This is a genomic window from uncultured Azonexus sp., assembly GCF_937982035.1.
Lineage (GTDB): Bacteria > Pseudomonadota > Gammaproteobacteria > Burkholderiales > Rhodocyclaceae > Azonexus.
The window spans coordinates 262630-278011 of record NZ_CALJNI010000008.1; the positions used below are offsets into that span (position 1 = coordinate 262630).

10 protein-coding genes and 1 riboswitch are annotated in these 15382 nt (G+C 65.1%); of the genes, 4 read left to right on the forward strand and 6 right to left on the reverse strand.

Going from position 1 to position 15382, the window contains the following annotated elements; translation table 11 throughout:
- Together fdnG and mnmH are read right to left on the reverse strand one after the other, a co-directional pair.
- On the reverse strand, positions 1-3066 hold the full coding sequence (gene fdnG, locus Q0799_RS07265; RefSeq protein ID WP_298396345.1) for a formate dehydrogenase-N subunit alpha: 3066 nt from the start codon (positions 3064-3066) through the stop codon (positions 1-3).
- Between the two features lie 175 nt (positions 3067-3241).
- On the reverse strand, positions 3242-4321 hold the full coding sequence (mnmH, locus tag Q0799_RS07270; RefSeq protein ID WP_051295234.1) for a tRNA 2-selenouridine(34) synthase MnmH: 1080 nt from the start codon (positions 4319-4321) through the stop codon (positions 3242-3244).
- Positions 4322-4384: 63 nt separating this feature from the next.
- Here mnmH and selD point away from each other — a divergent pair, with 63 nt between their 5' ends.
- Positions 4385-5443 carry a selenide, water dikinase SelD gene (selD, locus tag Q0799_RS07275; protein WP_298396349.1) on the forward strand — a complete coding sequence of 353 codons (1059 nt, stop codon included), beginning with the start codon at positions 4385-4387 and terminating at the stop codon, positions 5441-5443.
- Between the two features lie 9 nt (positions 5444-5452).
- Here the strand turns inward: selD and Q0799_RS07280 are convergent, their stop codons facing one another.
- Entirely contained in the window at positions 5453-6799 is a 1347-nt protein-coding gene (locus Q0799_RS07280; protein WP_028993963.1) for a DEAD/DEAH box helicase, read from the reverse strand.
- A gap of 130 nt (positions 6800-6929) precedes the next feature.
- Here Q0799_RS07280 and Q0799_RS07285 point away from each other — a divergent pair, with 130 nt between their 5' ends.
- Positions 6930-8312: a sigma-54 dependent transcriptional regulator gene (locus tag Q0799_RS07285; RefSeq protein ID WP_298396353.1), complete on the forward strand. Its 1383-nt coding sequence runs from the start codon at positions 6930-6932 to the stop codon at positions 8310-8312.
- The gene (locus tag Q0799_RS07290) at positions 8309-10306 is read left to right on the forward strand and encodes a cache domain-containing protein (RefSeq protein ID WP_298396356.1); all 1998 of its coding nucleotides are present in this window, start codon (positions 8309-8311) and stop codon (positions 10304-10306) included. Before Q0799_RS07285 ends, Q0799_RS07290 begins: the two co-directional genes overlap by 4 nt.
- 35 nt (positions 10307-10341) lie before the next feature.
- On the opposite strand, the gene Q0799_RS07295 is transcribed toward Q0799_RS07290, so the two are convergent.
- From Q0799_RS07295 to Q0799_RS07305, 3 genes are all read right to left on the reverse strand, one after another.
- A complete protein-coding gene (locus tag Q0799_RS07295; protein WP_298396474.1) occupies positions 10342-10704 on the reverse strand; it encodes a hypothetical protein in 363 nt (120 codons plus the stop codon).
- Between the two features lie 67 nt (positions 10705-10771).
- Entirely contained in the window at positions 10772-10948 is a 177-nt protein-coding gene (locus Q0799_RS07300) for a hypothetical protein (protein ID WP_298396359.1), read from the reverse strand.
- Between the two features lie 128 nt (positions 10949-11076).
- Positions 11077-11280 carry a cold-shock protein gene (locus Q0799_RS07305; RefSeq protein WP_298396362.1) on the reverse strand — a complete coding sequence of 68 codons (204 nt, stop codon included), beginning with the start codon at positions 11278-11280 and terminating at the stop codon, positions 11077-11079.
- Between the two features lie 292 nt (positions 11281-11572).
- Positions 11573-11643, forward strand: a riboswitch (S-adenosyl-L-homocysteine riboswitch).
- Between the two features lie 74 nt (positions 11644-11717).
- Here Q0799_RS07305 and metH point away from each other — a divergent pair.
- A complete protein-coding gene (metH, locus tag Q0799_RS07310; RefSeq protein WP_298396477.1) occupies positions 11718-15377 on the forward strand; it encodes a methionine synthase in 3660 nt (1219 codons plus the stop codon).
- Positions 15378-15382: the final 5 nt, after the last annotated feature.

The following is a 15382-nucleotide window of genomic DNA, read 5'->3' on the forward strand; positions in this document are numbered from 1 at the left end:
TTACGCCTTCTCGATGTTGACCAGGAACGCCTTGTATTCCGGCGTCTGCGTGTTGGCGTCACCGACGAACGGGGTCAGGGTGTTGGTGATGAAGCCAGGCCTCGTCGCCCCCTTGAACCCGTAGTGGATCGGGATACCCACCGTGTGGACCTTCTTGCCGTCCACATCGAGCGTCTTGATACGCTTGGTCACCACCGCCACCGCCTTGATGAAGCCGCGGTTGGAGCGGATCTTGACCTTGTCGCCGGCCTTGATGCCCTTCTCCTTGGCCAGTTCCTCGCCCAGCTCGACGAACTGCTCGGGCTGCATGATCGCGTTGATCTGCGAGAACTTGGTCCAGTAGTGGAAGTGCTCGACCAGACGATAGGTCGTCGCCACGTACGGGAAGTCCTTGGCCGTGCCGAACGCTTCCATGTCGCCCTTGTACACCCGAGCGGCCGGATTGGACTTGGCCTTGGGGTTGTTCGGGTGCATCGGATTGTTGTCCAGCGGGCTTTCGAACGGCTCGTAGTGCTCCGGCATCGGGCCTTCCGCCATCAGCTCGCGGCTGAACAGGCGGCCGACACCTTCCGGCGTCATGATGAAGGGCATGACGTTCTCTTCCGGCGCGGCATTCGGACGCATGTCCGGAATGTCGTTGCCGCCCCAGGCCGTGCCCGTCCACTTGAGCACGGTACGCTGGGCATCCCACGGCTTGCCGGCCACGTCGGCGGAAGCGCGGTTGTAGAGGATGCGCCGGTTCACCGGCCAGGCGAAGCCCCAGTTCAGCGTCTGGCCGAGGCCGGACGGATCGCTGTTGTCGCGCCGCGCGGTGTTGTTGCCGGCCTGCGACCAGGAACCGCAGTAGATCCAGTTGCCGCAGGCGGTCGAACCGTCGTCGCGCAGCATGGCAAAGCTCGGCAACTGCTCGCCGGCCTTGACCAGGACCTTGGTCGGGTCCTTGGGATCAACCACGTCGGCCAGCGCCTTGCCGTTGATCTCGCGCAGGAGTTCTTCGGGCGACGGCTTGGCCGGCTGGGTGTAGGCCCAGGTCAGGTTGAGGATGGGATCCGGGAAAGCACCGCCGTCCTTGGCGTACATGGCCTTCAGACGCAGGAACAAGGCAGCGATGATCTCGGTGTCGTCCTTGGCGTCGCCCGGACCGTCCGCCGCCTTCCAGCGCCACTGGATGACGCGGCCGGAGTTGGTGAAGGTGCCCGAGTTTTCGGCGAACAGCGTGGCCGGCAGACGGAACACTTCGGTCTGGATTTCGGCCGGCTTGACGTCGTTGAACTCGCCGTGCGGCTTCCAGAACTCCGAGGTGTCGGTGGCCAGCGGATCGATGACAACCATCCACTTCAGCCTGGCCAGCGCATCGCCGACCTTCTTCTTGTTCGGCACCGACGACAGCGGGTTGAAGCCCTGGCAGATGAAGCCGTTGATCTTGCCCTCGAACATCGCGTGGAAGATGGCCAGCGTGTCGCCCGGCCCGCCCAGTTTGGGCAGCCAGTCGAAGGCGAAGCCGTTTTCCGGGGTGGCGGCGTTGCCGTACCAGGCCTTGCACAGGCTGGTGAACCACTTCGGGAAGTTCTGCGGGAAGTTCATCTGGTTCGGCCGCAGCGCCTTGGGCGTGCGCTTCTCCAGATAGCTGGTGCGATCCTTGTCGGCCTCGGTCGGCGCAGACAGGTAGCCCGGCAGGTTCTGCGAGTAGGCGCACATGTCGGTGATGCCCTGGACGTTGGCATGGCCGCGCAAGGCGCCGATGCCACCGCCGGCCATACCCATGTTGCCGAGCAGCAACTGGATCATCGCCATGCAGCGGATGTTCTGCGAACCGACCGAGTGCTCGGTCCAGCCCAGCGCGTACAGGCTGGTCATCACCTTGTCCTTGACGGCGGTCGAGGCAATGTACTCGCACACCTTGAGGAAAGCGTCCTTCGGCGTACCGCAGACCTGCTGCACCACTTCCGGCGTATAGCGGGCATAGTGGGCCTTCATCAGCTGGAAGACGCAGCGCGGGTCCTGCAGGGTTTCGTCGACCTTGGCAAAGCCGTCCTCGCCCATCTGGTACTTCCAGGTGGACTTGTCGTAGTTGCGCTTCTCCTCGTTGTAGCCGGAGAAGATGCCGTCTTCGAAGCCGTAGCCTTCGTCGATCAGGAAAGCGGCATTGGTGTAGGCCTTGACGTACTCGTGCTGGAGCTTGTCATGGCTGACCAGGTAATTGATGACGCCGCCGAGGAAGGCGATGTCGGAACCCGGCCGGATCGGCGCGTAGTAGTCGGCCACCGATGCCGTGCGGTTGAAGCGCGGATCGACGACGACAAGCTTTGCCTTACGATTTTTCTTGGCCTCGATCGCCCATTTGAAGCCGCAGGGATGCGCTTCGGCGGGATTGCCGCCCATGACGAAAATGAGGTCTGCGTTCTTGATGTCCACCCAATGGTTGGTCATCGCACCACGCCCAAAACTCGGAGCCAGACTGGCCACCGTAGGGGAGTGTCAAATGCGTGCCTGGGTGTCGAGCGCAGTGACGCCGAGACCGCGCAGGGTCTTGACGGTCAGGTAACCGGCTTCGTTCGAAGAGGCGGAAGAGACCAGCGCACCCATCGTCGGCCAGCGGTTGACGGTCAGGCCGTCGGCGTTCTGGGCGATGAAGTTGGCGTCGCGGTCGGCCTTCATGTGGGCGGCGATGCGATCGAGCGCTTCGTTCCAGGAAATCCGCTTCCATTCGCTGGAACCGGCTTCGCGGACTTCCGGCCACTTCAGGCGGTCCTTGCTCTGGATCATGTCGCGCAGGCCGGCACCCTTCGGGCACAGCGTACCGCGGTTGACCGGATTATCCGGGTCGCCTTCGATGTGGATGATCTCGGACTGGGAATTCTTGGACTTGTCCCCGGTCGAGTAGATGAGCACCCCGCAGGACACCGAGCAATACGGGCAGATATTGCGCGTTTCGGTGGCGCGGGCGAGCTTGAAGGTGCGTACTTCCGCCAGGGCTGCGGTCGGGGAGAAGCCCATCACTGCGATGGACGAACCCGTGAGCCCGGCGGAGCAGACCTTGAAGAACTGCCGCCTGTTCATGTTCATTGTGTTTTTTCCTCCTGAATGCGACTCCCTGTCGCAAGGAAAAACCACTGCAACGACCATGCCATTCGGCGCAAGTCACTGAGGCGAAAGACTTCGGGTTTGAGCCCCGGCGCGAAAACCGGGACATTTTGTCCACTCCGCCAGAGCGAATGGACAAAATGTCCCAATTCACGAATCAGGGCGCCAAGGCCTGGACCTGCTGCGCCACCCGGGCAATTTCCTCTGTCGTCAGCGCGCCGGCCTCGATCTGTCGGCGCGGGCCGCGCAGATGGCCCAGGGCGCGCCCGTACAGCGGATCGTAGTGGAGTTCGAGCAGGGAAGCGGTCAGACGGGAAAAATCGCCCTGCCCGGCCAGTTCCAGCCAGTCGTCGATACGCTCGTTGCCGAGCAGTGCACGCAGACCGTTCAGACGCACAGCCAGTTCCCCGATATCGTGCAGAAAATGCGGGTAATCCTGCAGCAGGAAAGCGACGCGGTCGTCGCGGGCAACCCGGATTTCGCTGCACGGCGCCTGCTGCATGGCGAGGAACAGGGCTTCCGGCAGGCGCAGGCGGCCGATCTTGCGCGACTCCGACTCGACGAACACCGGCCGCGCCGGATCGAAGGCGGCCAGCGCATGCCACAGGCAGGTCTCGAACCATTTCTGCCCCGGCTGCGCCTGACCGGGCTGCCCGCCGAGCACCGAGCCCTTGTGGCAGGCCAGGCCCTCCAGGTCGAGCACCTGGGCGCCCTGCCCGGCCATGGCCTGGAGGATGCGCGTCTTGCCCGAACCGGTCGGCCCGGCGATGACGTGAAAACGGTACAGGCCGGGCAGGCGCTCCAGTTCGGCCAGCACATGATTGCGGAAAGCCTTGTAACCGCCTTCGAGCTGGCAGGCATCCCAGCCGACCGAGCGGAACACCGTGGTCATCGCGCCGGAACGCATGCCGCCGCGCCAGCAGACGATCAGTGGCCGCCAGGATTTGTCCCGCTCGAGAAAGCGTTCCTGCAAATGACGGGCGATATTGGCGGAGATGTAGGCAGCGCCGAGTTTCTTGGCGACGAAGGGCGAGACCTGCTTGTACAGCGTGCCGACCTCGGCCCGCTGCGCGTCGTCGAGAACCGGGCAGGAAATCGCGCCGGGAATGTGGTCGTCGGCGAATTCGGCCGGCGAACGGACGTCGATGATCTCGTCGAAACCGGCCAGCGCGTCGAGGCTGGCGATCCCCTTGCGCGAGGACGGTCGTTGATTTGCCGGCGGCCTGTCGTCGCGCATTTTCCTTTATCCTTCGCCCTTTCAAGCCAAAGACGGCATTTTAACGAAGTTCAGGATCAGCTCATGGACAAACCTTCCGCAAACCCGCCCCCCCTGCGCCTGACCCAGTTCGCCCATGGCGGCGGCTGCGGCTGCAAGATCTCGCCGGCCGTTCTGAGCAACATCCTCAAGCACGTCGACCGCGGCCTGATTCCGCCCGAACTGATGGTCGGCATCGAATCCTCGGACGACGCCGCCGTCTACCGCCTCAACGACACGCAGGCGCTGGTCGCCACCACCGACTTCTTCACCCCGGTGGTCGACGACCCGCGCGATTTCGGCCGCATCGCCGCCGCCAATGCCCTGTCCGACGTCTATGCCATGGGCGGTAAGCCGATCCTGGCGCTGGCCCTGGTCGGCATGCCGATCGACAAGCTGCCGCCGGAAGTCATCGGCCAGATCATCGAAGGCGGCAGCAGCATCTGCCGCGAAGCCGGCATCCCGGTCGCCGGTGGGCACTCGATCGACGTCGTCGAACCGATCTACGGCCTGGTCGCCCTCGGCCTGGTCCATCCCGACAAGCTCAAGAAGAATCGCGACGCGCAGGCCGGCGATTGCCTGGTGCTGGGCAAGCCGCTCGGCATCGGCGTGCTGTCGGCGGCGCTCAAGCAAGGCAAGCTGTCGGCCGCCGGCTACGCCGAGATGCTGCGCTGGACGACCAAGCTCAACACCCCCGGCCCCAAGCTCGCGGAACTGGCAGGCGTGCACGCGCTGACCGACGTCACCGGCTTCGGCCTGGCCGGCCATCTGCTGGAAATCTGCCGGGGTGCCGGCCTCGGCGCCGACGTCAATTTCGCCGACCTGCCGGTGATCGCCGAAGCGCTGGACTGGCTCGGCCAGGGCGTCGCCACCGGCGCCTCGACCCGCAACTGGGCCAGTTACGGCGAGGAAGTCGAACTGCCGGCCGACTTCGCCCCGTGGCAGCAGAAGCTGGTGACCGACCCGCAAACCTCGGGCGGCCTGCTGGTCAGTTGCGCCCCGGACTGCGTGGACGCGGTGCTCGACATCTTCCGCGCCGACGGCTTCAGCGAAGCCCGGGTGATCGGCCAGATGCGCGCAGGCAACGGCGTCAGCGTTCGCTGACGCCGGCCATCAACGACCGCGTGCCTTGGCCGGTGGCCTTTTGCCGGCCAGCGGCGGGGTCCGGGCCAGCGGCTGGCCGGTACCGCGGCGTACCGGCTTGTCGCCGACCGTATAGTCGTCGTAACCCACCCAGTTGCCCGGGGTGCCGCCGGAGCGACCGAGCTTGGGTTTTTTCGGCCGTTTCGGCGCGGCAACCACGCCGTTGGTTGCCGGCACCCGGTGATCCGGCTCGAAGCCCGGCTCTTCCTCGCGGCTCAGCACCTGCTTGATCAGCACCTCGATGGCCGCCAGCAACGGTGCCTCGTCGGCACAGACCAGCGAGATCGCCTCGCCGGTGGCGCCGGCCCGGCCGGTGCGGCCGATGCGGTGCACATAATCCTCGGCGACGATGGGCAGGTCGATATTGACCACTTGCGGCAGATCGTCGATGTCCAGGCCGCGTGCCGCCACGTCGGTGGCGACGAGGATCTGCACCTCGCCCGCCTTGAAGCTCTCCAGCGCGCGCAGGCGCGAGGCCTGCGGCCGGTCACCGTGAATCGCATCAGCGGCGATCTTTTTCGCCTGCAGGCGGGCAACCAGATCGTCGGCACTCTTCTTGGTCTTGACGAAGGCCAGCACCTGCCCCCACTTGCGGTCCTTGAGCATGAACAGGAACAGCTCGGTCTTGCGCTTCTTGTCGACCGGCACCACCCACTGCTTGACCGCCTTGACCGTGACGCTGCGCGGACCGGCCTCGACCGTCTGCGGATCGCGCAGGCGGGCGCGCGCCATGTTGCGGATCTGTTCGGAGAAGGTCGCCGAGAACAGCAACGTCTGCCGCTTCTTCGGCAACGCCATGAACAGCGTGTCCAGTTCGGCGGAAAAACCGAGGTCGAGCATGCGGTCGGCTTCGTCGAGCACGAGCACCTGCACATCGCGGAACTTCACGGCATTCTGCCGGAACAGGTCGAGCAGGCGGCCGGGCGTCGCCACCAGCACATCGACGCCGCGGCGCAGGCGCATCATCTGCGGGTTGATGCTGACGCCGCCGTAGGCCGCGTAGGAACTGACCGACAAGCCCTGACCGTATTCGCGGAAACTGGCGTTGACCTGCTCGGCGAGTTCACGCGTCGGCACCAGCACCAGCGCCCGGATCGCGTTGCTGCCGACCTTCTTGCCGTCGGCGGCCAGCTTGTGCAGCAGCGGCAAGGCGAAGGCGGCGGTCTTGCCGGTGCCGGTCTGCGCCGCCGCCATCAGGTCGCGGCCGGCCAGCACCGGCGGAATGGCCTGCTGCTGAACCGGCGTCGGCGTCTGGTAACCGAGGGTTTCAAGCGCCTGTAACAGCGGGGCGGCTAGGCCCAGTTCGGCAAAGGTCATGGCATCGCAATCTGTTGAAAAACCGCGATTTTACTCCCATGCATCCCGATCACCGGCAATTGACCGCATCGCGTAGCAATTGCTAGCCAAGGCCCAGGTTTGCGATGATGCCGGAAAAGCGGAGTCAATCATGGATCAAACAAAACCGGGAAACGTTCAGTCAAGCCCGGATCAGGCAGGTGCGGGGCAGCCGCCCTTTTCCATCCTCGTCGTCGATGACGAGCCGGGCATGCTCAGTTTCCTGCAGCGGGCGCTGGCCCAGCGTTACGGCCAGGTGGATACGGCCGGCAGCGTCGAACAGGCGGTGCCGCAACTGCACCGGCGGCTGTACGACCTGATCATCCTCGACATCTCGCTGCCCGGCCGTTCCGGCATCGAATGGCTGCACGACCTGCGCGACGACGGCTTTGCCGGCGACGTCATCCTGATCACCGCCTACGCCGACCTCGATACGGCCATCGACGCGCTGCGCGCCGGCGCCTCCGACTTCCTGCTCAAGCCTTTTTCGGTGGCCCAGATGCTCAACGGCGTCGCCCGCTGTTTCGAACGCTCGCGGCTGCGCCGGGAAAATTTCGTGCTGCGCCGCGAGATCGAGGAAAGATCGACGGCGGTCGATGGCGTCATCTGCCAGTCCGATGCCATGCAGGGCATCTGCGAGCGGCTCAAGCGAATCGCGCCGACCAACGCCACCGTGCTGATCACCGGCGAATCCGGGACCGGCAAGGAAGTCGCCGCCCGCGCCCTGCACCGCATGAGCGGCCGCCACGCCGGCCCCTTCGTGCCGATCAACTGCGCGGCGATTGCCGCCGAACTGATCGAATCGGAACTGTTCGGCCACGTCAAGGGCGCCTTCACCGGCGCCCAGAGCGCCCGCGAAGGCCTGTTCTACTACGCCCAGGGCGGCACGCTGTTCCTCGACGAAATCGCCGAAATGCCCGCCGCTGCCCAGGCCAAGCTGTTGCGCGTGCTCGAGGAGCGGCGCATCCGGCCGGTCGGCTCGGAACAGGAAATCCCGGTCGACGTGCGCGTCATCGCCGCCACCAACCGCAATCTCAAGGAAGAAGTCGCCCAGCAGCGCTTCCGCCAGGACCTCTACTACCGCCTGCAGGTCGTCGAACTCAATCTGCCCGCCCTGCGCGAGCGCCCCGACGACATCGCCCTGCTCGCCCGCCATTTCATCGCCAGCATGGCGCAGGCGCTGAACGTGCCGCCGCTCGACCTGACGCCGCGTGCCCTCGCCCGCATGGCCGCCTATGACTGGCCGGGCAATGTACGCGAACTGCGTAATTTCATCGAACGCTCGCTGATCCTCGGCTGGTTCGACCTGGGTACCGACGACGACAGCGGCGACGACGGTGAAAGCGCGAGCGGCGAGCGCCTGGAAGCCGTCGAGAAACGGCACATCCTGGCCACGCTGCAGGCCTGCCACGGCAACAAGTCGGAAGCCGCGCGCCGCCTGGGCATCTCGCGCAAGACGCTGGACCGCAAGTGCACCGCCTGGGGCTGCGAGTGAGCGACAAACCCCGGCGGCAGTCGATCCGCCAACGTCTGCTGGCGCTGGCCCTGTTGCCGCTGGGCGTCGTGTTGCCGCTGCTGCTGATCATCCTCACCCAGTGGGGCAGCGCCTATCTCGACCGCTTGCTGGTGGCCAAGGTCGGCGCTGATCTGGGCATCGCCAACGGCTACTACGAACGCGTCAGCGCCGGCATCGGTACCGCCGTTGAAGGTCTGGCCGGGTCGACCCGCCTGGCCGCCGCCGCCGCCGACCCGGATGCCTTGCCCCGCTGGCTGGACGCGGAGCGACAGCGCCTGAAGCTGGATTTCCTGCACCTGCTCGACGCCGACGATTGCGCCCCCGCTTACGCCGGCAAGCCCTGCTTCGCCGGCTGGCCGGTCATCGAGCGCGCCCGTTCAGGGCAGGCGCAGACCGATAACGACATCTTCACCCCCGGCTTGCTGGCCGCCATCGACCCCGCCCTGGCCCGCCGCGCGCATACGCCGCTGCTGCCGACCCAGAACGCGACGCCCGACCCGCGTGTGGCCGAAGACCGGGGTCTGGTCGTGCATAGCGCCGCACCGGTCTACGCGCACGACGGCCAGCTGCTCGGCGTGCTGGCCGGCGGCGTGCTGCTCAACGGCAATCTCGAATTCGTCGACCGCCTGAACGAAATCGTCTATCCCGATGGCGAACTGATGCTCGGCAGCGTCGGCACGGCAACGCTTTTCCTCGGCGACGTGCGCATTGCCACCAATGTCCGCCTGTTCGAAGGCGGCCGCGCCATCGGCACCCGCGTCTCGCAGGCGGTACGCGACGCCGTGCTCGGCGCGGGCGAAACCTGGCTCGACCGCGCCTTCGTCGTCCAGGACTGGTACTACTCTGGCTACCGCCCGCTGATCGACAGTCGCGGCGAGCGCATCGGCATGCTTTACGTCGGTTTCCTCGAAACGCCGTTTGCCGAAGCCCGCAATTCGGCGCTGTCCGGCATCGTCGCGCTATTCGCGCTGACCATGCTGCTGGTTGCGGTATTCGGCGTGCTCTGGGCACGCCAGGTCTTTCATCCGATCGAGCGCATGCACGCGACCATGAACGCCATCCAGAACGGCGATGGCACCGCCCGCGTCGGCCCGGTGCCCAATGTCGACGAGGTCGGCGACCTGGCCCGGCACTTCGACCGCCTGCTCGAAAGCCAGCAGGCGCAGGCGCTCGCCCTGCAACGCTGGGGCGAAGCCCTGGACGGCAAGGTGGCCCAGCGCACTGCCGAATTGCAGGAAGCGCTGGCAACCCTGCGGTCGACGCAGGGCAAGCTGATCACTCAGGAAAAAATGGCCGCCATCGGCCAGTTGACCGCCGGCGTCGCCCACGAAATCAACAATCCGATTGCCGTCATCCAGGGCAATCTGGAAATGGCCCGCGAAGTGCTCGGCGAGCAAGCCAAACCGGTCGAGCCGGAATTCCGGCTGATCCTCGATCAGGTGCACCGCATCCGCCTGATCGTGACCAAGCTGCTGCAATTCGCCCGACCGCAGGAATACGTCGGCTACCTCGAACCGGTCGGCGCCCAGCAACTGATCCACGATTGCCTGCTGCTGGTCGGTCACCTGTTGCGCAAGGGCAATATCGCCATCGAACAGCAGATCGATTCGGCGCGGCTGGTCACCTGCAACAAGAACGAGCTGCAGCAGGTCGTCATCAATTTGTTGGCCAACGCGATCCAGGCCATGCCCGACGGCGGCACGCTGCGGCTGGCGGTCGAGGACTGGGACGAAGCCGACATGCCGATCGGCCTGCGCCTGAGCGTCGCCGACTCCGGCCCGGGCATCCCGGAAGCCGACCGCGAACACCTGTTCGAGCCCTTCTACACCGCCCACAAACCCGGCGGCCACGGCCTTGGCCTGTGGGTCAGCAAATCGCTGGTCGAACGCTACGACGGCCGCATCACCGTCGACTCCCCAGACGGGGGCGGCGCCGTATTCACGATCTGGCTGCGCTGCGAGCCGCTGGGCTGAGGCGGCGGTTCAGCCGTGACGCCGCCGCAATCCGCTCATTCAGTCGGCGCGAACCCGTAGTAGGAACCATAGGCCGACGGCGCCGGCGCGTAGGCGGCAACCTTGATGGCGTCTGCCAGGGTGACCTGGTTGGTGAGGCCGTCGATGCCGTCGGTCTCCCTCAGCCACCGCTCTTCGACTTCCCTTTCGCTCAGGCCGTTGAGGCACAGATTCGTGTCGAAACGCTCGGAGCGGTATTCAAAAGCCATGTCATGGGCGATGAACAGGGTATGGATACAGGCGGTGATCAAGGTTTCGTCCACCGGATCGGCCCCCATCACCCGGGTGCCGCAGAAAGGGCAATGCACCGGGGTGTAGTAGAAAGTCTTGAGCTGGTTGCGCTGGATGGCGTGGGTCATGGTCATGCTGTTCTCCGTGTCGTTTTGAACGGACTGGGCCGAAGGCTTTCGGCCAGCCGCCTGAATCTCACCGCTCGATGAATTGATAGCGCTGAAGGTCGGAATGGGACAGTCCGGCCAGTTCGCCAACCACCCGGTTGATGCCCCGGCCCAGTAGCCACCAGGCGTTGCCGTAGGGCAGGACGGAAATACCCGATTCGGCGCACAGGCGTTCCGCCAGGGCACGTTGTTTTTCTATGTTCATTGATTCTTTTCTAGGTTTGCCCGGGAATCGGCAGGCGCCGATCCGGGGACTTCATGCCGGCAATGGGTGTCGGCATGAAGGGACTGACAGTCACGCCAATGCGGCTGTCAGAGAGAAGGCCTGGAGAATCAGGCGATCTGGATGTTGCTGGCTTGTTTGCCCTTGGGACCGTTGGTGATGTCGAAACTCACCCGTTGGCCTTCGGCCAGGGTCTTGAAACCATTGGATTGAATTGCGGAAAAGTGAGCGAAGAGATCTTCGCCGCCGCCTTCAGGTGAAATGAAGCCAAAACCCTTGGAATCGTTAAACCACTTGACGCTACCTGTTGCCATATCTTGAATCTCCGAAAATTGCGGGGCGGAATGCCCCTGGGTGGGGCGAGATCAAGAGGGCAAAGCGAAGATGGGGGAATGGCGCCGCAGAGCTGCGGGTACTAAACCGACAAAATAACAATACAACTAGAAATCGCTGCGGTGCACAATACGCGGCATTGCATCCCTTAGCAAACTAAATCGTCATGGCGGATGCTGACCACGGCACATCCGCCACGTGACCAGACAGGCTGAGCGACTGTTTTTGCAGGGAAAACTTGGCTTTCGGCCCGTCGACGGCTACACTTCACCCCCTGCCGAGGAGCGCTGCGACCATTTCAGTGAATGGCCAGGCTCGGCAACGATCAACGGCGCTCGCAAACCCCAAGTTTCCCGCCGGTTTGCAGCGCCGTTCGCTTTTTGGCGGCGTCACCGGTGCTTTGCCGAGGTAATCCATGATCCAGCCCGACCGTACTGCCGAACTCCACGCCCTGCTCGAACAACGCCTGCTCGTCCTCGACGGCGCCATGGGCACGATGATCCAGCGCCACGGCCTGCAGGAGAAGGACTACCGCGGCGAGCGCTTCAAGGATCACCCGCACGACCTAAAGGGCAACAACGACCTGCTGGTGCTGACCCGCCCCGACATCATCGGCGGCATCCACCGCGAGTACCTGGAAGCCGGCGCCGACCTGATCGAGACCTGCACCTTCAACTCGACCGCCGTCTCGCAGGCCGACTACAACCTGACCGAGATCGTCTACGAACTGAACTTCGAAGGCGCCGCACTGGCCCGCCGCCTGTGCGACGAATTCACCGCGCAGAATCCGGCCAAGCCGCGCTTCGTGGCCGGCGTCCTCGGCCCGACCTCACGCACCGCGTCGATCTCGCCCGACGTCAACGACCCCGGCTACCGCAACGTCACTTTCGACGAACTGGTCGCCAACTACTTCGAAGCGACCACCGGGCTGATCGAAGGCGGCGCCGACATCCTGCTCGTCGAAACCGTGTTCGACACGCTGAATGCCAAGGCCGCGCTGTTCGCCATCGAGAAGTACTTCGACATCGCCGGCCGCCGCTGGCCGGTGATGATCTCGGGCACGATCACCGACGCTTCCGGGCGCACGCTGTCGGGACAGACCGCCGAAGCCTTCTGGAACTCGCTGCGCCACGTCCAGCCGCTCTCCTTCGGTCTCAACTGCGCGCTCGGCGCCAGCGAGCTGCGCCAGTACGTCGAGGAACTGTCGCGCGTCTGCGACTGCTACGTCTCGGCCCACCCCAACGCCGGCCTGCCCAATGCCTTCGGCGGCTACGACGAAACCCCGGAACAACTGGCCGACGAGATCGCCGGCTGGGCCGAGCGCGGCATCGTCAACATCGTCGGCGGCTGCTGCGGCACCTCGCCCGAGCACATCCGCGCCATCGCGCAACGTGTCGCGGCGCTCACCCCGCGCCAGAAACCGGTCATCGCACCGGCACTGCGCCTGTCCGGGCTGGAAGCCTTCAACGTCACCGCCGACTCGCTCTACGTCAACGTCGGCGAGCGCACCAACGTCACCGGTTCGCGCGCCTTCGCGCGGATGATTTTGGAGGGCCGCTTCGACGACGCGCTCGCCGTCGCCCGCCAGCAGGTCGAGAACGGCGCCCAGGTAATCGACATCAACATGGACGAGGCGATGCTCGATTCGCTCGCCGCCATGGACAAGTTCTTGAAGCTGATCGCCTCGGAACCGGACATCTCGCGCGTGCCGATCATGATCGACTCGTCGAAGTGGGAAGTGATCGAGGCCGGCCTCAAGTGCATCCAGGGTAAAGGCATCGTCAATTCGATCTCGATGAAGGAAGGCGAAGCCAGGTTCCTGGAACAGGCGAAACTCGCCCGCCGCTACGGCGCCGCCGTCATCGTCATGGCCTTCGACGAAAAGGGCCAGGCCGACACCTACGAACGCAAGATCGAGATCTGCGGCAAGGCGTATGAGCTGCTGACCGGCATGGGTTTCCCGGCCGAAGACATCATCTTCGACCCGAACATCTTCGCCATCGCCACCGGCATCCCGGAACACGACAACTACGCCGTCGATTTCATCGAATCGGTGCGCTGGATCAAGGAAAACCTGCCGCACGCACACATTTCCGGCGGCGTTTCCAACGTGTCGTTCAGCTTCCGCGGCAACGACCCGGTGCGCGAGGCGATCCACACCGTCTTCCTCTACCACGCCATTAAAAACGGCATGACCATGGGCATCGTCAACGCCGGCATGCTCGGCGTGTACGACGACCTGGAGCCGGAGCTGCGCGCCAAGGTCGAGGACGTGGTTTTGAACAAGAACCCCGGCGCCGGCGAGGCGCTGGTTGATTTCGCGCAGACGGTCAAGGAAGGCAAGGCCAAGGACGCCGGCCCGGACCTCTCCTGGCGCGAGCAGTCGGTCGAAAAGCGCCTGGAACACGCGCTGATCAAGGGCATCACCGATTTCGTCGTCGCCGATACCGAGGAAGTCCGCGTCAAGCTGGAAAGCGAAGGCAAGCCGCCGCTGGCGGTCATCGAAGGGCCGCTGATGAGCGGCATGAACGTCGTCGGCGACCTGTTCGGTGCCGGCAAGATGTTCCTGCCGCAAGTCGTCAAGTCGGCGCGCGTCATGAAGCAGGCGGTCGCCCACCTGCTGCCCTACATCGAAGCCGAAAAGGCCCGTACCGGCCTCGGCTCCAAGGGCAAGATCCTGATGGCGACGGTCAAGGGCGACGTGCACGACATCGGCAAGAACATCGTCGGCGTCGTGCTCGGCTGCAACGGCTACGACGTCATCGACCTCGGCGTCATGGTGCCTTGCGACAACATCCTCAAGGCGGCGCTCGAGCACAAGGTGGACATCATCGGCCTCTCGGGCCTGATCACCCCGTCGCTGGAAGAAATGGCCCACGTCGCCGCCGAGATGAAACGCCTCGGCATGAACCAGCCGCTGCTGATCGGCGGCGCCACCACCAGCCGCGCCCATACCGCGATCAAGATCGCCAGCAACACCGACAGCCCGGTGGTCTATGTGCCGGACGCCTCGCGCGCCGTCGGCGTCGCCACCAAGCTGCTATCGACCGACCAGAAGGCCGGCTACGTTGCCGAAATCGCCGCCGAATACGAAACCGTGCGCGCCGAGCACGCCGGCCGCAAGGGCGCCACGCTGGTCAGCCTGGCCGACGCCCGGGCCAACCGTTTCACGTGGAACGCAGCGCACACGCCGGTCAAACCGGCGCAACTCGGCCGCCAGACGCTGGACATCCCGCTCGCCGACCTCGTCCCCTACATCGACTGGTCGCCCTTCTTCCAGAGCTGGGACCTGGCCGGCCGCTACCCGGCCATCCTGACCAACGACGTCGTCGGCGAAACCGCCCGCCAGCTGTTCCACGACGCGCAGGCGATGCTGGCGAAAATCGTCGCCGAAAAATGGCTGACCGCCAGAGCCGTGTTCGGCCTCTACCCGGCCCGCGGCGAGAACGAGGACATCGTGCTGTACACCGACGAGTCGCGCAGCGTCGAGGCCGCCCGCTGGGTCGGCCTGCGCCAGCAGATCAAGCAACCGGCCGGCCGTTTCAACACCGCGCTGGCCGATTTCGTCGGTGAGCAGGATTACGCCGGCGCCTTCGCCGTCACTGCAGGCCTCGGCATCGACGACCGTGTCGCCGCCTTCGAAGCCGCCCACGACGACTACTCGGCGATCATGTTGAAGGCCCTGGCTGACCGCTTCGCCGAAGCCGCCGCCGAATGGCTGCACATGAAGGTGCGCACCGAGTTCTGGGGCTATGCCGCCGGCGAGAAGCTCGACAACGACGCGCTGATCGCCGAACAATACCAGGGCATCCGCCCCGCCCCCGGCTACCCGGCCTGCCCCGACCACACCGCCAAGCGCGAACTGTTCGCCCTGCTCGACGCGCCGGCAATCGGCATGGCGCTGACCGAATCCTGCGCCATGACCCCGGCCGCCGCCGTCTCCGGCTTCTACATCGGCCATCCCGGCGCCAAGTACTTCGCCATCCCGAAGATCGGCCGCGACCAGCTCGAAGACTGGGCCGCACGCAAGGGCATGGACGTCAAGGAAGCCGAACGCTGGCTGGCGCCGCTGCTGTAAGCGAG

Coding starts and splice junctions, on each gene's coding strand:
- mnmH (WP_051295234.1), bottom strand. CDS start 4,321: ATGCGCGACGACAGGCCGCCGGCAAATCAACGACCGTCCTCGCGCAAG.
- selD (WP_298396349.1), top strand. CDS start 4,385: ATGGACAAACCTTCCGCAAACCCGCCCCCCCTGCGCCTGACCCAGTTC.
- Q0799_RS07280 (WP_028993963.1), bottom strand. CDS start 6,799: ATGACCTTTGCCGAACTGGGCCTAGCCGCCCCGCTGTTACAGGCGCTT.
- Q0799_RS07285 (WP_298396353.1), top strand. CDS start 6,930: ATGGATCAAACAAAACCGGGAAACGTTCAGTCAAGCCCGGATCAGGCA.
- Q0799_RS07295 (WP_298396474.1), bottom strand. CDS start 10,704: ATGACCCACGCCATCCAGCGCAACCAGCTCAAGACTTTCTACTACACC.
- Q0799_RS07300 (WP_298396359.1), bottom strand. CDS start 10,948: ATGAACATAGAAAAACAACGTGCCCTGGCGGAACGCCTGTGCGCCGAA.
- Q0799_RS07305 (WP_298396362.1), bottom strand. CDS start 11,280: ATGGCAACAGGTAGCGTCAAGTGGTTTAACGATTCCAAGGGTTTTGGC.